The sequence below is a fragment of the Bacillus pinisoli genome, assembly GCF_023036475.1.
GTDB classification, from domain to species: domain Bacteria; phylum Bacillota; class Bacilli; order Bacillales; family SA4; genus Bacillus_BS; species Bacillus_BS pinisoli.
The window spans coordinates 408,988-434,679 of sequence record NZ_JAJQKI010000001.1; the positions used below are offsets into that span (position 1 = coordinate 408,988).

26 protein-coding genes are annotated in these 25,692 nt (G+C 38.1%); 12 read left to right on the forward strand and 14 right to left on the reverse strand.

Annotated elements, in window-relative coordinates; translation table 11 throughout:
* Positions 1-56: 56 nt before the first annotated feature.
* Entirely contained in the window at positions 57-1,301 is a 1,245-nt protein-coding gene (locus LT143_RS02160; RefSeq protein ID WP_246939018.1) for an L-lactate MFS transporter, read from the reverse strand.
* Between the two features lie 575 nt (positions 1,302-1,876).
* Here LT143_RS02160 and LT143_RS02165 point away from each other — a divergent pair.
* Positions 1,877-2,053, forward strand: coding sequence for a histidine kinase (locus LT143_RS02165; protein WP_246939020.1), 177 nt, complete (start codon positions 1,877-1,879; stop codon positions 2,051-2,053).
* A gap of 63 nt (positions 2,054-2,116) precedes the next feature.
* Here the strand turns inward: LT143_RS02165 and LT143_RS02170 are convergent, their stop codons facing one another.
* The 3 genes from LT143_RS02170 to LT143_RS02180 all read right to left on the reverse strand — a co-directional run bounded on the left by LT143_RS02170 (position 2,117) and on the right by LT143_RS02180 (position 5,020).
* On the reverse strand, positions 2,117-3,526 hold the full coding sequence (locus tag LT143_RS02170) for a SpoVR family protein (protein ID WP_246939023.1): 1,410 nt from the start codon (positions 3,524-3,526) through the stop codon (positions 2,117-2,119).
* Positions 3,527-3,644: 118 nt separating this feature from the next.
* Positions 3,645-3,980 (reverse strand): DUF3889 domain-containing protein, encoded by a 336-nt coding sequence (locus LT143_RS02175; RefSeq protein WP_246939026.1) that lies wholly within the window; start codon positions 3,978-3,980, stop codon positions 3,645-3,647.
* 47 nt (positions 3,981-4,027) lie between these two features.
* Positions 4,028-5,020, reverse strand: a complete 993-nt coding sequence (locus LT143_RS02180) for a M14 family metallopeptidase (RefSeq protein WP_246939029.1) — start codon at positions 5,018-5,020, stop codon at positions 4,028-4,030.
* A gap of 174 nt (positions 5,021-5,194) precedes the next feature.
* Here LT143_RS02180 and LT143_RS02185 point away from each other — a divergent pair, with 174 nt between their 5' ends.
* Complete coding sequence (locus LT143_RS02185) at positions 5,195-5,443, forward strand: YhdB family protein (protein ID WP_246939032.1); 249 nt, start codon at positions 5,195-5,197, stop codon at positions 5,441-5,443.
* Between the two features lie 27 nt (positions 5,444-5,470).
* On the opposite strand, the gene LT143_RS02190 is transcribed toward LT143_RS02185, so the two are convergent.
* The 5 genes from LT143_RS02190 to LT143_RS02210 all read right to left on the reverse strand — a co-directional run bounded on the left by LT143_RS02190 (position 5,471) and on the right by LT143_RS02210 (position 11,704).
* Positions 5,471-6,112 (reverse strand): response regulator, encoded by a 642-nt coding sequence (locus LT143_RS02190; RefSeq protein WP_246939035.1) that lies wholly within the window; start codon positions 6,110-6,112, stop codon positions 5,471-5,473.
* A 14-nt stretch (positions 6,113-6,126) separates the two neighbouring features.
* Positions 6,127-7,245: a GAF domain-containing sensor histidine kinase gene (locus LT143_RS02195; RefSeq protein ID WP_246939038.1), complete on the reverse strand. Its 1,119-nt coding sequence runs from the start codon at positions 7,243-7,245 to the stop codon at positions 6,127-6,129.
* A gap of 183 nt (positions 7,246-7,428) precedes the next feature.
* Positions 7,429-9,180, reverse strand: a complete 1,752-nt coding sequence (locus LT143_RS02200) for a phospho-sugar mutase (RefSeq protein WP_246939040.1) — start codon at positions 9,178-9,180, stop codon at positions 7,429-7,431.
* A 179-nt stretch (positions 9,181-9,359) separates the two neighbouring features.
* Complete coding sequence (locus LT143_RS02205) at positions 9,360-10,895, reverse strand: GNAT family N-acetyltransferase (protein WP_246939042.1); 1,536 nt, start codon at positions 10,893-10,895, stop codon at positions 9,360-9,362.
* Positions 10,896-11,272: 377 nt separating this feature from the next.
* Entirely contained in the window at positions 11,273-11,704 is a 432-nt protein-coding gene (locus LT143_RS02210) for a CBS domain-containing protein (protein WP_246939044.1), read from the reverse strand.
* 186 nt (positions 11,705-11,890) lie between these two features.
* Between LT143_RS02210 and LT143_RS02215 the strand changes: the two genes are divergently transcribed.
* The 6 genes from LT143_RS02215 to LT143_RS02240 all read left to right on the forward strand — a co-directional run bounded on the left by LT143_RS02215 (position 11,891) and on the right by LT143_RS02240 (position 15,950).
* Positions 11,891-12,286: a hypothetical protein gene (locus LT143_RS02215; protein ID WP_246939046.1), complete on the forward strand. Its 396-nt coding sequence runs from the start codon at positions 11,891-11,893 to the stop codon at positions 12,284-12,286.
* Between the two features lie 13 nt (positions 12,287-12,299).
* Positions 12,300-12,890, forward strand: coding sequence for a gluconate 2-dehydrogenase subunit 3 family protein (locus LT143_RS02220; RefSeq protein ID WP_246939048.1), 591 nt, complete (start codon positions 12,300-12,302; stop codon positions 12,888-12,890).
* Positions 12,883-14,433: a GMC family oxidoreductase gene (locus tag LT143_RS02225; protein ID WP_246939050.1), complete on the forward strand. Its 1,551-nt coding sequence runs from the start codon at positions 12,883-12,885 to the stop codon at positions 14,431-14,433. Before LT143_RS02220 ends, LT143_RS02225 begins: the two co-directional genes overlap by 8 nt.
* Before the next feature lie 110 nt (positions 14,434-14,543).
* Entirely contained in the window at positions 14,544-14,816 is a 273-nt protein-coding gene (locus tag LT143_RS02230; protein WP_246939053.1) for a hypothetical protein, read from the forward strand.
* A 227-nt stretch (positions 14,817-15,043) separates the two neighbouring features.
* Entirely contained in the window at positions 15,044-15,481 is a 438-nt protein-coding gene (locus LT143_RS02235; RefSeq protein ID WP_246939056.1) for a disulfide oxidoreductase, read from the forward strand.
* Between the two features lies 1 nt (position 15,482).
* Positions 15,483-15,950 (forward strand): thioredoxin family protein, encoded by a 468-nt coding sequence (locus LT143_RS02240; protein WP_246939059.1) that lies wholly within the window; start codon positions 15,483-15,485, stop codon positions 15,948-15,950.
* 31 nt (positions 15,951-15,981) lie between these two features.
* Here the strand turns inward: LT143_RS02240 and LT143_RS02245 are convergent, their stop codons facing one another.
* Positions 15,982-16,377, reverse strand: a complete 396-nt coding sequence (locus LT143_RS02245; RefSeq protein ID WP_246939061.1) for a DUF5365 family protein — start codon at positions 16,375-16,377, stop codon at positions 15,982-15,984.
* A 213-nt stretch (positions 16,378-16,590) separates the two neighbouring features.
* Here LT143_RS02245 and LT143_RS02250 point away from each other — a divergent pair, with 213 nt between their 5' ends.
* Positions 16,591-17,475, forward strand: coding sequence for a sulfite exporter TauE/SafE family protein (locus tag LT143_RS02250; protein WP_246939064.1), 885 nt, complete (start codon positions 16,591-16,593; stop codon positions 17,473-17,475).
* On the forward strand, positions 17,475-18,389 hold the full coding sequence (locus tag LT143_RS02255; RefSeq protein WP_246939164.1) for an RluA family pseudouridine synthase: 915 nt from the start codon (positions 17,475-17,477) through the stop codon (positions 18,387-18,389). Before LT143_RS02250 ends, LT143_RS02255 begins: the two co-directional genes overlap by 1 nt.
* A gap of 497 nt (positions 18,390-18,886) precedes the next feature.
* Here LT143_RS02255 and LT143_RS02260 read toward each other — a convergent pair whose 3' ends face one another.
* Together LT143_RS02260 and LT143_RS02265 are read right to left on the reverse strand one after the other, a co-directional pair.
* Positions 18,887-19,450, reverse strand: coding sequence for a hypothetical protein (locus tag LT143_RS02260; RefSeq protein WP_246939066.1), 564 nt, complete (start codon positions 19,448-19,450; stop codon positions 18,887-18,889).
* 351 nt (positions 19,451-19,801) lie between these two features.
* Complete coding sequence (locus LT143_RS02265; RefSeq protein ID WP_246939068.1) at positions 19,802-20,626, reverse strand: S1C family serine protease; 825 nt, start codon at positions 20,624-20,626, stop codon at positions 19,802-19,804.
* A gap of 166 nt (positions 20,627-20,792) precedes the next feature.
* Between LT143_RS02265 and LT143_RS02270 the strand changes: the two genes are divergently transcribed.
* Positions 20,793-22,424, forward strand: coding sequence for a sensor domain-containing diguanylate cyclase (locus tag LT143_RS02270; protein WP_246939070.1), 1,632 nt, complete (start codon positions 20,793-20,795; stop codon positions 22,422-22,424).
* A gap of 141 nt (positions 22,425-22,565) precedes the next feature.
* Positions 22,566-23,744 (forward strand): class I SAM-dependent rRNA methyltransferase, encoded by a 1,179-nt coding sequence (locus tag LT143_RS02275; protein ID WP_246939072.1) that lies wholly within the window; start codon positions 22,566-22,568, stop codon positions 23,742-23,744.
* Between the two features lie 42 nt (positions 23,745-23,786).
* On the opposite strand, the gene LT143_RS02280 is transcribed toward LT143_RS02275, so the two are convergent.
* Positions 23,787-24,467, reverse strand: a complete 681-nt coding sequence (locus tag LT143_RS02280) for a TerC family protein (RefSeq protein WP_246939074.1) — start codon at positions 24,465-24,467, stop codon at positions 23,787-23,789.
* 368 nt (positions 24,468-24,835) lie between these two features.
* Entirely contained in the window at positions 24,836-25,645 is an 810-nt protein-coding gene (gene proC, locus LT143_RS02285; protein WP_246939076.1) for a pyrroline-5-carboxylate reductase, read from the reverse strand.
* Between the last annotated feature and the right edge of the window lie 47 nt (positions 25,646-25,692).

A 25,692-nucleotide genomic window follows, 5' to 3' on the forward strand; every position in this document is an offset into this window, starting at 1 on the left:
CCCCCAATGCGTTAATGTAGTAAATTAATTTATGATTATGATGATTATGATTATGTTTATGCAGCTTCTGATTTACTTTTTAGTTGCTTAATATCAATTCTAACTAGAATTGAAGCCAGGAGTGCTATGACAAAGAGACCACCAAAGAAGGTAAGGCTTCCTGCGTAGCTGCCTGTTGTGTCTTTGATGTACGCCGCAAATTGCGGACCAGCAAGTCCAGCAGCTGCCCAGGCAGTTAGGATATATCCGTGGATCGCACCAAGTTGCTTCGTACCGAATAGATCTCCAATGTAAGCCGGGATGGATGCAAATCCGCCACCGTAGCAGGTGTAGACAACAATGAGCATTCCAACGAACAACCATTGAATCGATGTAGATGGTAGTAGGAAAAAGATAATAATTTGCAGCACAAAGAATGTGGTGTACGTATTTGGTCTTCCAATGTAGTCAGACGCTGAGGCCCAGCCGATCCGTCCGAGTCCATTAAAGATACCAATTGCACCAACTAAAGCAGCCGCTGCGGCTGCACTAATGCCGATCGCTTCTTGTGCTAGTGGTTTTGCGACAGCGAGTACGGCAATTCCGCATGTTACATTAATAAATAACATTATCCATAGGTACCAGAAACGACGTGTTTTAACGGCTTCATTCGCTGTTAATTGTGACAGATCAAGTGGGGCCTTTGCCTTACCGGACTCCACTTTCTCCTTAAACCCTTCTGGCATCCAGCCTTCTTCCGGTTTTTCTAAGTATAATGAGGATAAAAGCATAATAATAAAATAAACAATTCCCAACGTATAAAAGGTTACCGCCACACCGTAGGACTCAATAAGATAATTCATAATGGGACTTGCTATTGCCGCCGAAAACCCAAAGCCCATAATAGCTAATCCTGTTGCCATCCCTCGTCGATCAGGGAACCATTTTACAAGAGTGGACACAGGGGCAATATAACCAACTCCCAATCCTACTCCACCAAGAACTCCATAGAATAAATACAGTAAGTATTTAGATTCTAACTGCACCGCTAATCCAGACCCTATTAACCCAATACCAAAGAAGATTGCTGATAAAAGTCCTGCTTTTTTAGGTCCATGTTTCTCTACAAAATGACCTAAAAAGGCAGCTGAAAATCCAAGGAAAAGGATGGCAATACTAAAAGCCCATGCTACTTCTTGATCGCTCCAGCCAAACATGTTCTTCAATGGATTCGTAAAATTACTCCAAGCATATACTGACCCAATTGAGATATGAATTCCTACAGCCGACAACGCGATTAACCATCTGTTCTTTGTCTTCACTCTCTTCCCTCCACTTCTTTCGTCCGTTAAACGAATTGTTCATAAGTACAGCTATGATAGCGCTCTACAGGTTCGCTATAAAGCTACCATCATAACAATACCCGTGAAGGAAACAAATGTGACAACTTAACCCGCTCAGTTTATAGCCTTACAAAGTAAACGCTCTCAGTCTTTACTACATGAATATGGCTAATCCTGTAGAAATAGAATAATTTGTTCAGATTTCCCCTTATTGAAAAAAAAAACAAGTATCGTTGTTACCAGAATGGGCATCAATCGTTTCTTCATATTAAACACTCCTTAAGTGTTCGAGACTCATTTCTGAAAAAATCTGCCTATTGCATAGCTAGGACTCTACTATCCCGTTTTTCTAAGATAATAGATTACCTGCTTAAGTAACATTTCATTAAACAAGTTGTTCGGATTGAACATTCTCTAATATTCATACATATGTCAAAAAGAGACCGTACTCTCTTTACAGGAGAAGTATGAATAGTGAATAGTACTGTAGTGATTTGTCTCTATGATTAATGTTATACTAGCTTTTGCGCAATGATAAATAAGGAAGTGTGAATATGAAAAGATTGAATTATGTCATCCCTATAATGATTATCGTTTTTATATTAGCGTTACGAATCCTAAATAATAATTATCCTGAACTAAGTAATCAAACAAATGGACTGATAGCACTAGGTGGCTCCATACTATCTGGTGCTATTAGCTTTTTTATGTTTCGTAAAGAGCAGGAGTAGGTTATAGCCGATTAAAAAAGAAGAAGAGTGGGTGCTCTTCTTCTCTACATATACATGGTAAACCTACAAATACTTCCGATGAATCCCCTTCCCATCATACGTAAAGCAAACGCCTTTCCCTTCCACCATGGACTCCATATGCACCGTTCTTCCCCAGAGCTGGTGAATGTACGGCATTACTTTTTCTAGGTATTTAAGGTCCAGTTCAATCCCTTCATACCAATGTTTCAAGTAAAGCTCTCCGTTTCGCAAATAATCGCCATCATTGACAGTGATATACGGAAAACCACCATTTACTCGCATACTGACGAGTTGATCTCTTACATGTTCCCATTCTTTATCAACAATTTTGTAATCCTTTCCTTGCTTCTGGAACAAGTACATATCCTCTCTCATAACAAGATCTTTTGTTAAGTAGTTGCGAAGGAAAGAGATATCCGATTCGATTTCACGGACTTCATACATTTTTTCACGGCCTGAGCCTGGTTTCACACCGAGTCGCAACATTTCTTCCGTCGGGTTATTCCAACGCTCTTCAATGTCCTCAAACATTTTGTAACCTAGATAATATGGGTTAATACTTGTTTTGGAAGGTTGAACGACACCTGCATTTAGCTTGGCAAATTCAATGACTTCATCTGAAGTAAGGTCCATTTCGCGAATGATGCGGCTATGCCAGAACGAAGCCCAGCCTTCGTTCATGATTTTTGTTTCTAACTGAGGCCAGAAATACAGCATCTCTTCTCGCATCATGGTAAGAATGTCACGTTGCCAATGTTCTAAGTCTCGGCTGTATTCTTCAATAAATAGCAGGATGTCCTTTTCAGGGTTTGGAGGGAATTTCTTCTTACGCTTAATCTTTTTCTTTTCTGGGGCATTGCGCTTATCTAAAGACCACAAATCATCATAAGGAGTAGAGGCAGTAGTTTCTTCATACTCTTCTTCCTCTAAATCATAAGCAAGCTTCGGCCTCATTAAAGAAGGATCGATATGTTCTTGAATGGCTAATACTGCATCTAGGAAGGTCTCTACTTCCTTCTTTCCATATTCATGTTCATACTGAGCAATTCTCTCGGCAGTCGCTGACATGCTTTCAACCATATCTCGTTTCGTGTTTTGGAACCTAATGTTATTTTTAAAAAAGTCACAATGCGCCAACACGTGAGCCACAATTAATTTATTTTGGATAAGGGAATTGGAATCTAATAGGAAGGCATAACAAGGATTAGAATTGATGACAAGTTCATATATTTTACTTAAACCTAAATCATAATGAAGCTTCATCTTATGAAATTGCTTTCCGAAGCTCCAATGAGAAAATCTGGTTGGCATTCCATAAGCACCAAATGTATAGATAATATCCGCAGGACAGATTTCATAGCGCATCGGGTAAAAGTCCAGTCCAAAGCCTTTAGCAATCTCCGTTATTTCTTCAATCGCATATTGTAATTTCTTTTCATCTTCGGTTCTCATGCTCATCTCCCCTTTTTGATTGCTTATCACAATCTATGATAAAAACGCGGGAAAGATGAAAATAGTTAGTGAATAACCTGTTTATTAACAAAATAAAAAAGCTACTCTAATGGTAGCTTTACTGTACTTCAGAGAGCTGAAGTGATTGTAGAGTATCTGTTTTAGGATTAAATGTAACCACTACACGAACATTGAATTTTTTATCACCGGAAGTCACTTCAAATAAAAAGCTATCTTCTGATTTCGTATCAGAAATTTGCTTACGTCCTTCATATTTAAAGTCACTTACATCTTGCTCCGCATAATTTTCATTCATGACATTTACGGCCATTTTACTCCACTTTGCATAATCAGGTTGTTGAGCAATCCCCATTGAATCTTGGAAAAAGTAAGAAGATGAAAGTCCAATAAGGAAAGCCAATGTAATTAAAGGAAAGGCAATTTTTTTGTTCATTTGTATGTAACCTCCAAATATTGATTGCAGGATTATTTTGTGCCGTTCTATTCCCTTTCATACCTTAATTTTTTCGCTTCTTGAACAAGTAATAATCCAATCGTTTGATTTCTTTCCCATTCCTCTTGAAATACAGATAAAGGAGGACTGGTTTCATTTACCTCATAGCCTACTTCAATGGTGACGGCAGGACGTTGAAAGTTGTGAATAAACCAATCTGTATAGCCACCGCCTGTTGCTGTATCAACGGGCATATCTAATTCATAATTTGTTACATCTGTAATTTTTTTAGCTATTGTCCAATCTCGCATGACATGCTCCATCTTCGTTTTATAATACCAATACACTACTCTGCCAGAAGAGTGATAGGCCGCAGCAATACTTGGGTTAATTTCATGAGTAAACCGTTCGATTGCTTTAACTTCAGGAGCAACAAGAGGCTCTTTTCCTTTATATAATTGGTAAAAAGGAAATGGAGCACTTCCACTCAATTGATCCCAGCCAGCAGGATATTGACGGTTTAAATCAATTCCAATCCCGTTTGCCTTCCACCTTGAAAAATCAACACTTCCTCCGTTCATCATGATCAGTTGATCCAGGTTCGGGTTAATGGTTTGCGACAGTCCATTTTGTTGGATTTCAACACCGTCTGGATTTACCATGGGGACAAACCAAATGGATACGTCGTCTAATAAAGACAGATTGTATCCATGATAAAGTTGCTTTTGTTGATAAGCTTCTGCATATTCCTCTACCATCCTCATCACAATCATTGAAGTAATCCACTCACGACCATGATGGGCAGCATGAATGAGAATATTCTTCTCGCCTTTCCCTATTCTTATGGCCCAGATTGGCTGTTTAAATGTTGAGTAGCCAATTACCTTCGTCTCAATTTGTTCAGGATACATTGTTGAAAGTAGTTTTACATGCTTAGTTAGTACTTTAGGTGTATACATTTTATCGTTAGTAACGAGGGTTTCAGCACTTATTTTATAGGGTAATAAGAATAAAAGTATGAAAAGAATAAATAGCCGCATCATGCATTCTCCTGTCTAACCCACTTATTTAATCATTTCCTCTTTTCGCCAGAGCATTTACATACAATCCCACGCTTAAAGTAATCGTAACTTCCGTACAATATAAATACTCCTTTAACTTTGAGGGTAAGGCATGAGACCTGCTAAATCAGAAAGAAAAGGAGGCATTCAAAAATGAACATTCATGATTATGATCGGGCTTTGTATTATACTCACCGATCACAGTGGGATAATTTATTAATCCTTATGGTGCGCACAAAGGATCATTTTTTATCCAAGAAAATTGAGCATTTTCTACATGCCTACAATTTCTCTCGTGATTACAAAATTATTGAGACCAATTTACATTCTTTGTTCAGATATATTGATCATGCCTTAGAAAATCAGTCAATTGATATGGAAACGTTAGTAAATGTGGAATAATAAAAAGGAAGGGATTTCCCCTTCCTTTTACCTATTTATTTGATGTTTTACTGCATACAAAGCAGCCTGAGTACGATCCTGAAGTTGTAACTTAGATAGGATATTTGAGACGTGGGTTTTTACTGTCTTTTCCGTAATGTAAAGTGAGTCCGCGATTTCTTTATTACTTTTTCCCTTCGAAATTTCTACCAGAACTTCAAGCTCTCGTGCTGTTAATTGTTCATGTAAAAGTTCCTGTTCCTTACTACCATGCATTAAATGGTTCATCACATGGTTAGTCACTATGGGGTGTAAGTGTCGTTCCCCTCGATGCACTGCTATTATCGTTTTGACCAATTCATCAGGCTCTATGTCCTTTAATTGATAGCCATCCGCTCCAGCTCTTACGGCAGGAATAACATGGTCTTGATCAGAAAAGCTCGTTAATATAATGACTTTCGTTTCGGGAAACTGTTCCTTTACAAGCTTCGTCGCTTGAATTCCATCCATTTCAGGCATGTCTAAATCCATGAGGATGACATGAGGCTTATATTCCTGTACTAATGCCAATGCTTCTCTTCCATTACTCGCCTCTGCGACTATTTCTATTTCTGTCTGCGTCTTTAAGAAAAACATCAACCCTCTTCTGACCATGTGATGGTCATCCGCAATTAATATCTTGATGGCCACTATTGTTCCTCCTTCTAAAATGGAATAGAAACCATGATACTCGTCCCTACTCCTAATTGGCTTTTAAGCGTAAATGCACCTCCAAGTAGCTTTGTTCTTTCTTTCATGCTAGCTAATCCTAAAGAAGGGATATCCTCTTCATCTACCCAATGAAAGCCACAACCTACATCCTTAATTTCCATCGTAACGAGATGCTTCTTTACTTCAATATTTACAAAAGCAAGCTTAGTTCCTGCATGCTTTTTACAGTTATTTAATGCTTCTTGTGCGACTCTCCATAACGTTTCTTCTACTTTAGATGGTAAATCAAGTAATCCTGTTACATTCGCTTCAACAGTAAGACCTAGAACTTTTCCATAAGATAGGATGGCACTCGCAACTCCCTCTTCCAAGCCTTGTGGTCGGAGCTGCCAAATTAACGCTCTCATTTCTTGGAGAGCCTCTTGGGAAAGCTCTTGCATGTATCCTAACATTTCCTGTACTTCACGGTCCTTTGTCATTTCCTTTGTTCCTCTTGCTGTAAGCATTAAGGAAAACAACAGTTGATTGACTGAGTCATGTAAATCACGTGCCAATCGATTTCGTTCACCCAATAAAGCCACTTCTTGCTCTTTCTCTACAAGCTTAATTCTTTTAATAGCCGTTCCAATTTGCAGAGATACTGCTTCCAAAAGGGCAAGTTCTTCTTGCGATAACAAGGTTTTATGAGGAGATGCAACATTTAATAGTCCAAATTTCTCTTCACCCGCCAGTAACGGTACCGTCGCATGGTGCGTTAATCCGGCTGTATCTCCCCATTCATTCTCCATTGCATCCTCAAGCCTTTTGCACTCCATTATATTTGCGGCCTGTTTAAGCCTATTATGATTATATTTATCCACACACCAGCACATTCCCTTACACATAGGCATTTTGCCGTCATGCACGAGTGCTTCCGGAAGATTATAATCAGCCGCCAACCTATACTCACCTTTTTCATTAATTAGAAAAATCCACCCTGATGATAGACCAGTGACATGAAGAAGTTCCTTCAACACACAATTAAGCATGGAAGGAAGATCCGTCGAACCATTTAAAATCTCAGCAATTACTTTTAACGTTTGAAGTTCTTCTATCCTCTGCTCTCTACTCATAAGCATCCCGCCCTTGCATACGATACTTAAAGTATATCAGCAAATGTTGGAAAATGGTTCCACTAAAATAAAAATCGACAAGTGCCTGTCACTGACCGGTGACAGGCACTTGTCGATTTTTGTCATCAATTCCCCATCATCAAAAAAACCTCTTTCACCGTTGAAAGAGGTTTCCGTAACTATTTAATTCTTTGAAGCTTCAATTAATTCATTGACCTTTTCCATTAGTGCATCCATTAGACTCGTTAAATCTTGTTTACTTGCTTCAAGAGTAGATGCATTTACACCGAAATAGAACTTAACTTTTGGTTCTGTTCCTGATGGACGTAGGCAGAACCAAGAACCGTCCTCTAGAATGTATTTTAGCACATTCGATTTTGGTAATTCGATGGCTTGCACTCCATTTTCTTTTACGACAACACGCTCACTCGTTTTATAATCCTCAATTGCGGTAATTTTCTTACCTGCTAATTCTTTTGGAGCATCTTTACGGAAGCTAGAAAGAATGAACTCGATTTGTTCGGCTCCTTCTTTTCCTTTTAAGGTTAGTGATTTTAACCCTTCTTGATAGAATCCGTACTTCTCAAAAATTTGTAATAGTCCTTCGTAAACAGTTAAGCCTTGCTTCTTATAATAAGCACAAACTTCTACTGCAAGTAGTGCTGCTTGAACGGCATCTTTATCACGGACAAAGTCCCCGATTAAGTACCCATAACTTTCTTCATAACCAAACTGGAACGTGTATTCACCTGTTTGCTCATATTCTTTGATCTTCTCACCAATAAACTTAAAGCCTGTTAACGTATCAATTGTTGATAGTCCGTAAGCTTCTGCGATTGTTCTACCAATCTCAGAGGTCACAATTGTTTTTAACACGATTCCATTAGAAGGTAAGCTACCCTTAGCTTTCTTTTCCGATAGTAAGTACTCAAGGAAAATTGCACCTGTTTCGTTACCAGTCAATACCACATATTCACCGTTTTCATCCTTTACAGCAATACCAAGGCGATCTGCGTCTGGATCTGTTGCGATTAACATATCTGCTTCCAGTTCTTTTCCCTTTTTGATCGCAAGTTCAAACGCTGCATGCTCTTCTGGATTTGGAGAAGCTACTGTAGAGAAATTAGGATCAGGGAGCTCCTGTTCTTCCACAATATACACTTGCTCATAACCCATTGCCTTTAAACCATCACGTACTGGTTTGTTAGCCGTTCCATGAAGAGGCGTGAACACTATTTTAAGGTCGTTACCAACTTCACTTGCTAGCTCTGGATTAACTGAGATGGTTAGAAGCTTTTCTGTATAAGCTTCATCAATTTCTTGACCAATCATCTTAATGAATCCTTTTTCCTTAAGAGTTGCTTCATCTTGAACTTCAATAACTAGTTCATTGTCAATTTTATTTACTTCGGCAATAACTTGATCAGCAGCTTCAGGAGGTAGTTGTCCTCCATCATCACCATATACCTTGTATCCGTTATATTCAGGTGGGTTATGACTCGCTGTAATAACAATTCCTGAGAATGCGTTTAAATGTCTTACCGCAAAAGAAAGCTCTGGTGTAGGGCGAAGCTCTTCAAACACATATGCTTGAATTCCTTGTGTTGCAAGAGTCTTTGCTGCTTCCATTGCGAACTCAGGAGATTTATGTCTTGAATCATAGGCAATTACGACACCTTTTTGTTTAGCCTCTTCACCTGCAGCCAGAATAAAATTAGCCAATCCAAGCGATGCTTTTCTAACTGTATATGTATTCATACGGTTTGTGCCGACACCAATTTCGCCGCGCATTCCACCCGTACCAAATTCTAAGCTCTTATAAAAACGATCTTCTAGCTCTTTTTCATTCCCTACTAAGCTTTCTAACTCTTCTTTCCATTCCTGTTCGAGTTGGGATGCTTGGCCCCATCTTTCGTACTGTTCACGCCAATTCATTCTGCTTTTCCTCCAATGTATGTATTCTTTGAATTATTGTTTGTAGGATTGAACGACTTTATTAGCTTCGTCATAAATAGAATATCAGAGCTTTACAATGTTTTACAATTACATTTTTCAGATGAAGGCGTTTTCAAATAAAAAAGGCAGGTACAGCTACTGTACCATGCCCTGAAGGATTATTTTTTATAGCGGATTTCATATAGATCACGTCGACGATCACGAAGTTGTCTAACCGTTCCACTTTTTCGTTGTCTCCTCAAAATTTCAAGATCCACATCGGCAACCACAACTGTTTCTAGATTTGGATTACATTCAGCTGCCACGCCATCTCTCGCGAATTCAAAATCAGACGGAGTAAAGATACCAGATTGAGCATATTGGATATCCATATTTTCTACCTGAGGCAGATTTCCAACCGTTCCGGCAATTACGGTATAGATTTGATTCTCGATAGCACGGGCTTGCGCACAAAGTCTAACTCGTAGGTAGCCCTGGCGATCTTCCGTACAAAACGGAGTGAAAATAATATTGGCTCCTTTGTCAGTTGCAATGCGGGCAAGTTCAGGAAACTCAATATCATAACAAATCTGAATCGCTATCTTACCGCAATCCGTATCAAATACTTTTACTTCATCTCCTGCACTAACTCCCCACCAGCGTTTTTCATTTGGGGTAATGTGGATCTTATATTGCTTCTCGATTGTTCCATCTCTTCTAAATAAATAAGCAATATTATAAATTTTTTCATCCTCATTAACGAAATGAGATCCACCAATAATATTAATGTTGTACTTAACAGCTAAGTTTGCAAATAATTCTAAGTAAGGTTCTGTAAACTCCGTTAGCTTTCGAATGGCTTGACTCGGTGTTTTTTCACGTACAAATGACATTAACTGAGTCGTAAAAATTTCTGGGAATACCGCAAAATCTGATTCAAAATCAGCAGCGACATCTGTATAATACTCTACTTGTTTCGCAAATTCTTCAAACGAGTCAATCTGCTTCATCGCATACTGAATAGCGCAGATTCTGACTGGGAAAGACGTTTGGAAATGACGCTTCGTCTTTGCACGGTAATCGATATTATTCCATTCCATTAACGTTGCGTATTTATAAGAAGCCTGATCGTCTTCCAAATAATTAGGATTAATCCTCATTAACGTAAACCCATTCATTAACTGGAAGGAAAGCACAGGATCATAGATCTTATGCATCGATACTTCTTTTACATATTGACGAGGTGTCATTTCTTCCGCATATTTATGATAATTTGGAATGCGCCCACCAATGATAATACTCTTTAAATTAAGCTCACGGGCAAGGTCCTTTCTTGCATCATAAAGTCGCTGCCCTACCTTCATTCTTCTATATTCTGGGTGGACCATGACTTCAATTCCGTAAAGGTTATATCCTTCTGGATTGTGATTCGTTATGTATCCTTCATCCGTGATATCATCCCATGTATGTTTATCATCATATTCATCAAAATTTATGATTAAGCTTGAACAAGAACCAATAATCTTCCCGTCATATTCAGCACATAACTGACCTTCAGGAAAATGTTCTAAATGTGATTCGAGATGCTCTCTCTCCCATGGGACCATACCTGGAAAGCACACCTGTTGCATGTCCATGATCGAATCAAAGTCACTCTCCTCAATTCTTCTTATAATCATTCTTTTTTCGAATTTAGTAAGATCTATTTTTGACATTTCTTCCAACCCCTTTAAACGTATCCATATACAATACCCGTTTCACTCATTTCCTAAACCTAAACTAATTATTCCACCAGATAATTCCGTTTATAACTGTTCGCGTCGTTCCTTTTAGAAGAATATGTTTGCTTTTCATGTGAAATGAGCATTAATCTTGCTTTCTTAGCAATTGAAGGTAGTTGGTAGGCTGTTGATAGAGAATATATGTAACACTTTTGAGGGTTTAACTAACAAAACGTGGTAATTATCTTACACATCTCTAAATTTATCTAACAAAACCTGAGTTTTATCTAACACTTTCTCTAATTTATCAACAATTCCACTGCCTCTACGAAAAAGAAGCACCTGTCACAACATACAGGTGCCCACTTTCATTAAGCTTCTGGTTGAGAAGGAACGGAGATGTTCGTTAACGCTTCTTCTGCTTCATCATTAAACATTTCATTCGTGGCAATATCACCTAAGGCTATGACACCTACAATTTGACCATGTTCAACAATTGGCAAACGGCGAATTTGATTTTCTGCCATAAGACTAGCTGCTTCTTCTACATTCATATCTGGTGTACCACATACAACATGGGAAGACATGATTTCAGATACAGGTGTTGTACTCGCAAGACCTTGTGCAGTTGTTCGTAATGTAATATCTCGATCTGTAACAATTCCGATAATTCGCTCCTGCTGATCAACAACTGGAATTGACCCTACATTGTATTCACTCATTAGTCTTGCTGCATCCTGCACCGTCTGATTAGAAGATACAGTGGCCACATTTTCTGTCATAATATCTCGTAGTAAATTCATCATTCATCTCTCCTTTCCGTCTTATTGTTGACTATTTTCAACTGTCGATACCAATTGGTCACTATGTAAGACTTCCTCAAAAAGGAATAAGTTGGTACATTTTTTCTCATATTAAAAGAAAGTTGGTAGTGAGCGTAAGTGCACAGCCTTTAATAAGAAAGTGAAAAGGATAGGAGGGGTTTTGTTTTGCTAGTCGGTTGGAATGAATGGGAATTACCTCGTTTACTTACTCTTTTATTCGGAATATTTTATATGTTGCTATGGATGCAGGTAACCATTTGGCATGCAAGAGGCAAATTTCATAAGTGGCAAATGTGGATTCCTGTCATTACTCTTCCTTTACTCGGGCTGACTGCCATCCTTCTTTCCATTTGGCCAACAATTTGGTGGGGGTGGATGCAAACAATCCTTTCTACCGTTGGCATCGTTGCTGGTATTTACGGTGGAGCTTTACACCTTACCGCAATCCGACATCGCACAGGCGGTTTTAAGATGGAGAACTTTATGAGCGGTCCACCTTTTATTCTCCCCTTTTCTATAGCTGCTTTTGGACTCTTTAGCTTGTTATTAGTCTGGTATTAGAGGAGGAATTGTGATGGTACACCCTAAGCGTACCTATTACCCTGATTATGATGTGCTTTCAGAGTGGGATGAATGGGATCCAACTACTCAAGCTGTTTTGAAAGAGAGACTATCTCGAAATGAGACACATCTTTTTAATGAAGACGAAAAGGATGTTCTACTATCCCTGATTCCCATTTTATTTCCTTCCCATTTGGGAGATGTATCAATAGATGTTCTCGCTAATTTTGATCAACGTTGCCAACGTATGAATGGTTATGCAAAGGGTACTTCTGTTAAAAAGGTAGACGTCATTAAGACAGGACTTACTAGCTTGATGAGTCAGATATTTGATCAATATCAAGAACCGTTTTCTTGTTTAAGTGAAGAAATACAAAAGGAATTTGTTCAAGACTTGAAGAGCAATGTGGGGTATAAGAACTGCTGGCAATCCGTTTCACCTCTTTTATTTTTTAAAACCGTTACAGAAGAAATTCTCCCGATTGTTTATTCGGATCCTTCACTCTGGTCAAAAATTGGGTATGGTGGACCCTCGTATCCACGTGGGTACTATGCTTTTGGGCCGAACCAGTTTGATAAATGGGAGGCAAAAATACATGAATGAGATTGATGTATGTATCGTCGGGACTGGAGCGTCTGGAAGTGTGCTTGCTGCAGAGCTTTCTAAAGCTGGCCTAAAGGTTATATGCTTAGATGCTGGACCATTGCGAGAGCCGAAGCGTGACTTTGCCAGTGATGAATTAGAAGCTGAAAAGCTGTATTGGAATGATCCTAGAATCAGTCTTGGTCATGATCCCATTGATTTATCCAGAAGTAATTCTGGTAAAGGAGTTGGTGGCAGTGCTGTACATTATACCGCTCAAATGCTCCGGTTTCATCATTCTGACTTTAGAACATATACAGAAGAAGGTGTAGGTGAGGATTGGCCGATTCAATATGAGGACATTGAACCTTATTATAATCGGATGCAAAAAATACTTCAGCTCTCTGGCCCTTCCCGCTTTCCATGGGAGCCTTATGGAGAACGATTTCCTCTTCCTCAGCATCACGACCTTAGTAATAATACATTAAAATTTAGAGAAGGCTGTGAACGTCTAGGATTAAAACACGCTGTTTCACCCCTTGCCATTTTATCTGTCCCCTTCCATGACCGTGAACCATGTATCAACCGTGGTTTTTGTGAAGAAGGTTGTATGCCGGATTCAAAGACAACTCCGCTTAATACCTTTGTCCCAGAGGCTGTTAAACACGGAGCCAAAATTATTAGCGATGCAATGGTGACCCAGCTCCTCATGAACAAAGATGGTACGGCAAAAGGGGTAATCTATTCAAAAAATGGCCAGGAACATCAAATACATGCTCGATTAGTCATCCTTGCCTCCTATGTCGTCGAAACACCTCGGCTACTACTTCACTCCGCTAATGCTATGTTTCCGGATGGAATTGCGAATTCTAGTGGCGTAGTCGGTAAATATGTCATGACAAATACGAATGATCAGATTATTGTAAAATACGATGAGGAAATTCGAATGTATCGAGGAAATCCGGTACAAGCGCTCACACTTGATCCTTATGAACAAGGTAAAAAAGAAGGATATGCTCGGGGATTTATCATGAATTCTTATGGACACCGCCCAGTCCGTTTGGCAGGCCTTTTCTTTGAAAATGATGTAAGTCGATATGGCGAATCGCTACGAGAAATCATGCTCGATTACAACCACTATGGTTCTTTTGCGATGCTTGGTGAAGTACTGCCGCAGGAGCAAAATAGAGTCACTCTAAGCAGCGAACTTGATGAGTATGGCGTTCCTATTCCGATTGTTCATTTTTCTTTTCATGAGAATGATAAAAAAATTCGTGAAGCAGCAAAGAATCTACTAGTGAATATAGGGATCGCTTCAGGAGGAGAACCACTTTATCATCTAAAAGCAACTGCTCATTTAATGGGTGGCTGTCGAATGGGAGACAATCCGTCTACATCTGTCGTGAACAGCTATGGACAGACGCATGATGTAAAAAACCTATTTATTGTCGGCACGCCAACCTATGTGACGGCTCCATCAGCTAATCCAACTTTTACGACGTATTCTCTTGCACTACGCTCCTCGGAGTATATTTTGGATCAATTGAAGAAACAGGCTATTTAAGTGGTGCGTTTTTTAGGATTAAACATTCCTGTTATTAATCAGGACAAGCACTTTTGTTCTATGACAAGTTATCTCCTCATAAACCTAACAACGTACCATAAAAGGAGGAGATGAACATCACAAAAGAAAAAAGGCAGAATGAAAACCTTTTGAAAAGCACCTCTAACCACGCGAATGATTTAGTACACAAGACGGTCGACACTGCCAATAATATCGTGAAAAGTGTTTCTGGTGAAGGTGGCCTCGTCGGGAAAGTAACAGATTCAACCGCAGATATTGTCAAAAATGTTTCTAGCACAGGTAATAAGGTCATCGGAAAAACAGTGGATACAACGACAAAGACCTTTAAAGATACGACAGGAAAAATCTTCAAAAGAAAGTAATACTTACAATCATCAGCCCTTCTATCCAATGAAGGGCTTTTTTACATGAGATTTTTTACGTTCTGAAAAATATCTTCCGTGTATTACAGCAGTTCAGCCTGACCCATTCACAAAATAGATAAAAAATGCTACATAGGATGCTTGTTTTCAACAGCAAGTTTGACATACAATTTAGGAAAGTATTGTTGTAATTTAGTAGTAGAAAACAGTCAAAAGCAGGTGTATAAATGAAAGCAACCATTCACTCAAAGATAGAATCTTTATTTTTTATGGCTTGGGCCGTTTCTGTCATTGCTACAGTTGGAAGTCTATTTTTCTCGGAGATTATGTTGTTTATTCCTTGTGAACTCTGCTGGTATCAACGGATCTTCATGTACCCGCTTGCTCTACTAATGGGAATAGGTTTGATTAAGAAAGAGTATGAACAATTATCCTTATATGTACTTCCTTTTTCAATCATTGGTGGTTGCATTTCTTTTTATCATTATTTAATCCAAAAAGTAGAATTCCTAGCGAGTACTTCCATTTCTTGTGGAGTCGTTCCATGCACAGGACAATACATTAACTGGTTTGGATTTATTACTATTCCGTTTCTAGCCTTAACTGCCTTTACAACGATCACCATCTTACAGTTTATGATCTTAAAAATAAGAAAGGGGCAATAACATGAAAAAAGTTATGATCTTTTTAGTCGTTATTATTGCATTATTTGCCACTCTTGCTTTTGTCACGAATTTCTCAAATAAACAAGCTTCAGAGGGAAATCCATATGGAAAAGACAGCCTAAAACCGGCAACAATTTCCCAATTGGATGATCCTCTCTATCAAAATCAAATACTACCTGATGAGCTTGAAGATAAACTAGCGGACAAGGAAAATCTATTTGTCTATTTTTATAGTCCTGAATGTTCTTTTTGTAAAGAAACTTCTCCTGTCATCGTACCTATGACCGAGGAGTTAGGAATTGAACTACCTTTTTATAATTTATTAGAATTCGAAGAAGGTTGGAAAACTTACAATATCTCAAGCACCCCTACTCTTGTAAGGTTTGAAAATGGTGTTGAAGTAGACCGAGTGGTTGGGAAAGTAAGTGACGAGCAATTCCGTACGTGGTTTGAGAAATATAAAGACTAGCAAAAAAGCATCGAGTAAGCTCGATGCTTTTTTACATGATATACTGACTCGTAGGTTTTGAGTATAAGGAGATACATTCTTCCTTTGGTTTGGCGAAGTGATGTATTTGAAATGGGAATTTATAACCGTAGTCTTCTACAATGGTTGTGTTCTTTTCAAATATTTCTTGATGATGCTCCGCTACCTCTTCATGTCTAATCGTTTCAATAACGGCAATCAGTGACTGAATGCCAGAGATTAGTTGAAACGCCTCTTTTAAAGTACCATTATATAAATCTGAATTCGTTGGTAATAGAACATGGAGTTCCTTCAACTCTTCAATATACTCATCAGAGAAGTAGTTTGGAAATACTTCTGAGTACATATAATCTACTAGTTCTTCAATATAATTCTCTTGTTCTGGAGTTGAAGCTGTGACAATTTTCATGATTAGCCCACCTTTATAAAGCCGTTTCTATTATATAGCTATACGTTAACACACATCACTCGTGAATTGCTAAGGTAAGTCTTTCCGGCTTACCCAATTCCTATAAAGTAGACTAATAACTAACATTTCATAGTAGAGAATAATATAATAAGGACATTGTTGTGATCAAATTAGATATTCTTCATAATGAAAGAGACAGAAAGGAGTGTATGTTTGGAACTAATACTATTTATTTTACTCGGAGCATGTGTAGGTATTTTATCAGGTTATTTTGGGATTGGTGGGGGCTTCGTATTAACGCCCATTCTTTTATTAATAGGGTTATCCCCAATTGTGGCCATCGCGACAAGTTTACTTTACACGATTGGTACATCCCTTTCTGGTATCGTTGCTCATTTTAAGATGAAAAATATTGAATTCAAAATAGGATTATTTGTGGCAGTTGCTGGGTTAGTGGCTACTCAAATTGCCCATCCTTTTGTTATGTTTTTAGAACAGTTACATATTGAAGAAATTGTCATTCCTGTCTTTTACATCTTATTGGCTGGATATTTCTCCTATTCTTTGCTCACATATAAAGAAAAGAAACATGAACACCAAGAGGGACAAAAGAGAGCTTGGCTTGCCCCCGTTTTTATTGGATTAGCTGGCGGCTTTATCTCCACTACATTAGGAGTAGGCGGAGGATTTATTATCGTTCCATTACTTATTTCTTTTCTTGGACTTCCACCAAGGAAAGCTGTGGGTACTAGCCTTTTCGCTGTCTTTTTTATCGTCATTGCAGGTTTTATTACCTATTCGACTTCCACGCAAATTGATTATTCCTTTGCGTTTACTCTTATTATTGGAGCAATCATTGGAGGGCAAATTGGGGCACATTTAACAAGAATTTTTAAAGATACAGAAATCAAAAGATTCCTTGGCATTCTTTATGTTTTTACTGTCATTAATATGATTCTAAAGATTTTAGGATTTTCTATGCTAGGTCTTATCATTTCACTAAGCTACATCGGTTTTCTTCTTATTATATTTACTTTGCGTACGTGGAAGCATGTTCAAAAGAACAAGGAACAAGAACAAAGAGGTGAGTCTTCATGATTCAGACAGAAAAAAAAGGAGAATGGTTAGTAATCACCATACCTGCTTTTTGGGAGGGACAGACCATTGAACAACTGCTGCGAAGCGAGGTGGCTGTTCCTAAGAAAATGCTACATGAACTAAGAATGGAAAAAGGAGTCTTGCTAAACGGAGATCAAATTCCTTGGAACCATCCTGTAAAAAAGAATGATCAACTATATCTTCACTGTATAAAGGGAGAGGAATATGGTGTAATTCCCGAAGATTTAAATGTTGATATTTTATATGAAGATGATCATCTTTTAGTGGTCAATAAGCCCGTTGGAATGGATACACATCCCAATGATGCTAACGGGAAACAGACAGTAGCAAATGGAGTCGCTTTTCACCTGCAGCTTTCTGGTATTCAAACGAAGATACGCCATGTTCATCGATTAGATCGTGACACGAGCGGAGTTATCCTTTTCGCCAAACACCCTCTAGCAAGTGCCTTACTTGACCAAGCACTAGAGAAGCGAGAGATTAAAAGAACCTATCTTGCTTTAGCTGAAGGAATGATGAGGAAGAAGAAAGGTACGATTACAGAACCAATTGGCCGTGATCGCCATCATCCTACAAGAAGAAGAGTGTCACCGGCTGGTCAAAAAGCCATTACCCATTATGAAGTAAGCGAAATAAATACAAAACTTCACATGACACTAGTTAAACTAAATCTAGATACAGGAAGAACGCATCAAATTAGAGTGCATCTAAGTCATCTAGGTCACCCGCTTGTAGGGGATCAGCTTTACGGTGGGAAAAACACCTATTTAAAACACCAGGCTTTACATGCAAGTTCCATAGATTTTATTCATCCTATTACAAAAGGGAAGATTTCAGTTGAAGCTCCTACTCCTAGTTGGCTTCGAAAGTTTTTTAATGAAAAGACCAGATGAAGTTAATCTTAAACCGTTCCGTTTTGGGATATATATCATTTAATTGGTAATGAAAATGGCGTGCAAACTGACCACAGTTTTGACACGCCATTTTTACATTTTGAGTCCTAGAATATAGAGCGTCTTGTTGAGATAAAGCCCACCTTAGTACAGTAAGAAGTTAATCTATTGTTCCTGAGTTGGCTTACACTCCTTACAAGGAACCACGGAAGCATCTCGAATATCCTCGTAATACTCTAATGGGAGGTAATAACCGTTCCTACCCTGATAAGTATTCATTATAAGGTTGAAGTTTTCTTCTGAGACAAAATAACAATTTGTCTTGTGTAGTTTGTTACCTTTTGCGTTATCAAAAATGATAACATAGGGGTATTTTAATACATCGGAAAAAGACTTTATATCCATTCTGAAAGCCCTCCTTAATGCGAGGTAAATTCTCTTACATTTCCTTCTCCGTTAGTAAAAACATGCCTCCACTTGTTCTAAAGAGACTTCCATTACTTCATCCAATCACTTATTGTAGAATATATTAAATCGCCAGATTCAGAACTCCCTTTAATGTTAATAGGTAATAAAGTTGGCGCATCTAATTTTAAAAAGAAGAAACGATTTTCATCTGCATTAATTATTAAAGCATTTTTAAAGATGTCTTTCTCTATTTCAACTTTGACATCCTGTACTTTAGGATTGTTAATTTGTCCAAAGTAGTATGATATTGGTAGATCAGATCTACTTGAAGCATTCCATGTAAAATCTACTTCTGTTTCAGGAGGATAATTAGTAGAAATTAATGAGGACTCACTTCCTAAGTCATCTTTAAACTCCCAATAACCCATCCAGTTTTGTTCTAAACGACTGACAAAAGTGGTATGACTATTTCTGAAAATGGTTAACCACACATCGTCTATTTTCCTAACCAAATAAACTTCCTCAGTTTTTGGAGACCAATTACTTGAATTTCTAAACACATCTTCTTTAGTGGGGAGTTGTTTGTGGTTATATATTAAAAATAAGCAAAAAAAGATGATCGTTATCAAAATACCAATGAGTAACTTTCTCATCTCAACCTCCTAAAGAGTCATATCCCTATTCATATCCTTCTTAACAGTGTACAAATGAATAATGTAAATTCCTTCTCCAATTAACTTCACCCGTTAATTCATAGGTGTTTTTAATAACTATTAGTTGAAATGACGGCTTATATTGTTAACCCAAAATGACAGGCTTAATGACAACCTTTTTATGGTGTACAACAACTATTGTTCTTAAATTTATTATGTCATTTCATATGTCATTATTCTATTAAATATATCGAAAATCCTTTATACGAAAGAAAAATTGGCATAGGTCAATCCCTCTGCCAATTAGTAAGTCATTTTATTCTAATTCAACTCAAAACGGAACGGTTTAAGTTATTCTCCCACCTGGTTTATGATTTTCTCTAAATGTTTCGCTGGTGTTGCTACCCCGACAATTTCCTTTGTTTCGATGCTTGGATTTTGTAAGGTTGCAAATATAACCCCAATGACTTCTCCCTTATCGTTAATCACAGGACTGCCACTGTTCCCTTTATAGATCGGCGCTTCAATCATCATGACAGGCTCCGCCCACCCGGATAATAAGGTTTCACCAATAATTTCACCTTCATTGGCGATCTGGGTAAAGCTTAATGGATTGCCAATAAAGATGACACGTTCTCCTTCTCCCCAATCTGATGTAAAGGAGAGTGGTAAGACCGGTAATTCGGTTGCTTCAATATCAATAAGAGCTAAATCAAGCTCTGGATAACGGGCCACTACTCTTCCTGTATAAGAATTGCCCGCTTTAAAATGTACATTTACTGAGGGTGCATTGTCCACCACATGAGCGTTGGTAACAATTAATCCGTCTTGCTCAATATTGAATCCTGTTCCTTTCACACGGTCCCATTCAATCGTCACAACTGATTTTTTCCACTCTTTAATATGATCTTGTTGTGATAACTTTGCTGAAACAGCGAGAAATTCAACAGCAGGCAAATTTATAATTTTCGGCCAGATAGCGAGTCCATTTACTAACAATACGAGAACTAGTAAAGAGCCTATTAGTTTTGTGCTTAACTTCTTACGGTTCTTTCTTCTCTCTTTTTGCTTTTCATATTCCTCATCATACTCTTCGTTGAAAAAAGCATCGTAGTCAAAGTCTTCTCTTTCGTGTTCAAAGGGACGTTCTACCTGTTCTTCTAACTCTTTATCCATGCTACCTCCCTAAAAATAACTTTGTACTGTAATCAAACTTACTTCTATTATTGTCAAACGAAGTCTATATGTACAGCTATACCTTCTATTATGAAAATAATCGACAAAAAACGACACATTTCTGTTAAAATGAAAATGAGTTTATTATTCTTAAGGGGATCCATTTATGTCGATAACACTAAGAACTTACTTCGTTGTCATCTTTTCAATTTTCACTGTCGGTTTAACCACTTTTTTAAGCTTTACCATTAGTAGAGAATCTGGAGAAGAAGTGAAGCAGCAAATTGGAGAGAGATTAGCGAATGATTCATACCAGATTGCTGATAAATTAGATCAATTTATGTGGTCACGTTTCGGTGAAATCACCGTTTTATCCAAGCTTGAAGTCTTTCAAGATGCAAACAGCACTGAGTCTATTAGAACGTTAATTAATGAGTTAAAAACTAACTTCCCCGCTTTCTCATGGATTGGGTTTTTGGATGCTAAAGGCACGGTGAAAGCTTCAACCGATCAAATACTTGAAGGCGAAGATCTTACTAAACGTCCAGTTTACTATGAAGCCTTAACCGAAACTTTTATTGGGGATGTACATGAAGCTGTCCTTCTTGCAGATCTCCTTCCTAATGAAAGCGGAGAACCTTTAAAATTTGTCGATATTAGTGCTCCCATTTTTAACCCAAATGGTGATTTTGTTGGTGTGTTGGCTACACATTTAAGTTGGGAATGGGCCAAACAAGTAAAAGAATCTGTCGTACGACCATTGCAGCAACAAGACAACCAACTGGAAGTCTTTATTGTGAGTAAAAGAGAGAATACTGTTTTATTAGGTCCTGAGGAACTCATCGGAAAACCTTTAAATATACAAGCAGTAGAGAACGCTCAGAAAAATGAAAACAACTGGTCCATTGAAAAATGGCCAGATGGAAAATATTATGTCACAGGCTATGCACTAGCGGACGGATTTCTTAACTATCCAGGTCTAGACTGGACAGTTATTATGAGACAGCCTGAAGCAATTGCTTTCTATTCCGTTCTAGAATTAAAACAAACGATTTTATCTTTAGGATTTTTATCAACGGTCCTTTTTGCCGTCATGGGGTGGTTTTTAGCTGGATACATCTCAAACCCACTAAAGCAGATTGCTTTTACAGCTGATCGTTTAAAAAAGGGTGAAAAGGTTGAAATTCCAATTAAAAAGGGAATTCGTGATATTGAAATACTCTCTACTTCTTTGAAGCATTTAATTGAAACATTAGGTAAAACGGAGTCAGACTTAGGTAAAATGGAAGAAATTGCTCATCAAGATAAGCTAACAGGATTACCGAACCGGTTAGCACTCGATTTATTTATGGAAGAAGCAGCTTCTTACGTAAAGGGAACTAACCAAGGCTTATTATTTTTATATTTAGATCTAGACGGGTTTAAAACAGTTAACGATACATTAGGTCACCATCATGGAGATTTATTGCTAAAGGAAGTGGCTACTCGTATTAAAAGGTCATTACGGAGTCATGAGTTCGTTTGTAGGCTCTCAGGTGATGAATTCTTAATCGTATTAAAGTCATCTGCCGAAAACGGACAAATGGATGGAGAAATCATTGGGAATCGTGTGATTGAAGCCATACAAGAGCCGTTTAAAATTGAAACTGATACCGTTACGATTTCTTGCAGTATTGGCGCTTCATTATGGACAAACCATGATCTAGATCCTTATACTTCCATTCGAAATGCGGATAAGGCGCTATATACTTCTAAAGAAAGTGGTAAAAATAAATTGACTTTCCATCATAAAGATTGATAGAGAAGGTACAAGATTTCAGAGGATTCAGTGTGTAAAACCTGAATCCTTCTTTATTTCATAGGGAAAACTAATCTAAAACTGGCAATTTTCTTCATGTTTCGATATGATGATAAGCGACTATTATGCGGAGTGATGAATATGACAAAAGTGATTTTAGAAAGAAAAAGAAAAAAGCGTCTTGAACAGGGGCACCCTTGGATCTATCAAAGTGAGGTTAATCGAATAGAAGGGGAATATCAGCCTGGAGATATTGTTGATGTATATAATCATCAAATGCATTTTTTAGGAAAAGGCTATATTAATCCAAGATCTCAAATGATTGTTAGGGTCCTTACATATAAGGATGAGGAAATTAACGAGGAATTCTTTGTTAATAAAATTAAAAAAGCATGGGGACTTCGACAACTATTAATACCAGAGGTTCGTTCATGTAGAGCCATTTATGGTGAAGCTGATTTCCTTCCTGGTTTAGTGGTGGATAAGTATGAAGATACACTTGTAGTCCAAATTATGGCGCTTGGAATGGAAGTTAGGAAAGAGTGGATCTTACAGGGACTTTTAACAGTATTTAAACCTAAAGCGATCTATCTACGTAATGACGTATACGTTCGTGAACTTGAAGGACTAGAACAAGAGAAAGGCTTCTGGTATGGCGAGGGTCCTACTGAAGTCGAAATTGAAGAGAACGGCGTAAAGTATATTGTTGATATTAAAGACGGGCAGAAAACTGGATTCTTCTTTGACCAAAGAGAAAACCGTGCGGCCATTCAACCATTTATTACACCAGACACTACTCTTCTCGACTGTTTTACTCATACAGGCTCCTTTATGTTAAATGGTGCTTCATACGGGGCAAAGCATGTGACCGCCGTCGATATCTCGGAGCATGCGATTGACACGGCTCGACGAAACGCTGAGCTTAACGGCTTTACTAATGTTGAGTATGTTGTAGCGAATGCGTTTGATTATTTAAGAGATTGTGTAAATGAAGGAAAGCAATGGGATGTAGTCATCGTCGACCCACCTGCCTTTGCCAAATCGGCACATGCTGTTCGAAAAGCAATGGGTGGCTATAAAGATATTAACTTAAATGGCTTAAAACTAGTAAAAGATGGCGGGATCTTCATTACAGCCAGTTGCTCTTTCCATGTCCGTTCTGACCAATTTAAGGAAATGATTCAAGATGCAGCTGTTGATGCAAGGAAGGTACTTCGAGAATTACATTGGAGTGGTGCTGGATATGACCATCCTAAACTTTTAGCTGCAGAAGAAGGAAGCTATTTAAAATTTGGGATTTATGAAGTACATTCTAGATAAAGAAAAATCGACAAGTGCCTGTCACTTGTCGATTTTTTTAGGTTATGCAGCCTGTTTTTCCACTGTTTTGCGTTTTGATTTTACGTAAGCACCAAGGCCTAGAACAGCTACAATCATAAGGAGTTCAAAGCCATATTTAATGAATGGATTTGCGAAGTAAGGTTGTAGGAATGGCTCTCCGACAATCATCTTAGATGCTGTCCATGCTAACACCCCAGCTCCAATTGTAATGATAACGGGATAACGTTCTACAAACTTAAGGATAATCGTACTTCCCCAAACCACAATTGGTATCGAGATGATTAATCCTAAAACAACTAGTACGAAGCTTCCGTGTGCTGCTCCAGCAACTGCTAATACATTATCAAGACCCATTAGGGCATCTGCAATAATAATCGTACGAATGGCTGCCCAGAAGTTGCTTCCTGCTGAAACATTATGATCTTTTTCCTCTACCAATAGTTTATACGCGACCCATAGTAGAAGCACACCACCAACTACTAGTAAACCAGGTATCTTTAATAACCAAACCACGACAAGTGTTGCGGCAGCACGAATGGCGATTGCCCCTACTGTTCCCCACATAATGACTTTCTTTTGCATATGCTTTGGTAAGTTACGAGCAGCAAGGCCAATTACAATGGCATTATCACCTGCTAGTACTAAATCAATCATAATAATGGCTAATAACGCTGAAAAAAATTCTCCTGAAAATAATTCCATTTTATTTCCCCCTTAAACTAATATTATTTATCTACTAAAGCGATCCTCCTTTATGGTGATCCTCCTTTTGAAAACGGTACATACAAAAAGAAAAGCCTCTACCATCACGGTAAAGGCTTCTCTAAAAAAGGGAAGACCTTTACCATTCGCATGATAAAGGTCTTGCCAACAACATCGTGTTGTCCAATAAAGCCGGTGATCTTGCGAAAATCACGGCATGACGACTTTATTGTTAAGCTACTCCCCTTCGTTTTCCGAGGCTATATAATTAACCTCATTATAATTCCAATTTTTCCATTTGTCTATCATTTTGGATAAATTTAGTCAAAAGTTTAGAGTTTATATGTTTTTCGGTTGATAACTAAAACTTACTTTTTTGCTAATATCCTCGATTTATTTGTACAGTTTTCCATTGCTGATAGGACAGCTCCTCTAAATTGGTTCTTTTCCAAAGTAGCGACCGCTTCAATCGTTACGCCACCAGGTGTACATACTTCATCCTTTAATTCTCCTGGATGTTTATCAGTTTCTAACACCATTTTCGCCGCTCCTAAAACAGCTTGCGCCGCTAACTTATAAGCGAGCTTTCTAGGTATCCCTTGCATAACCCCACCATCAGCAAGAGCCTCAATAAACATATAAACGTAAGCCGGAGACGACCCGCTAATAGCTGGAATCGCATCTAACATGGCTTCTTCTACAATTTCACTTTTTCCAAAACTATTAAATAAGCTTATCACCTGTTCTTTTTCCTCTTCAGAAACAAGGTTATTGACACAGAGGACACTCATCCCTTCCCCTACAAGAGAAGGCGTATTCGGCATAGATCGAATCACTTTTACGTCATGATCAAATTGAGCTTCAATAAATGAAATATCAATACCAGCCGCAATCGTAATAATAATAGCATCTTGTTTAACATGATCCTTCACTTCTTGTAAAACTTCTTTATATAAATGAGGTTTTACAGCTATAAAAAGAAAATCACTAGAACTAGCTACTTCTTGATTAGATAGTGTGACATTAATATTAAACTTCTGTTCCACTACTAACAACGTCTCATCCGAACGAGCACTTCCGATGATTTGATCTGAGCGTACTAACGAAGAATGAAGCATCCCCGTAATCATCGCCTGCCCCATCTTCCCACAACCAATAAAACCAATCCGTTTATTCATACTGACCAACCTCTCTTCTTTTTGAAAATCTGAGCTTCCTGAAACAA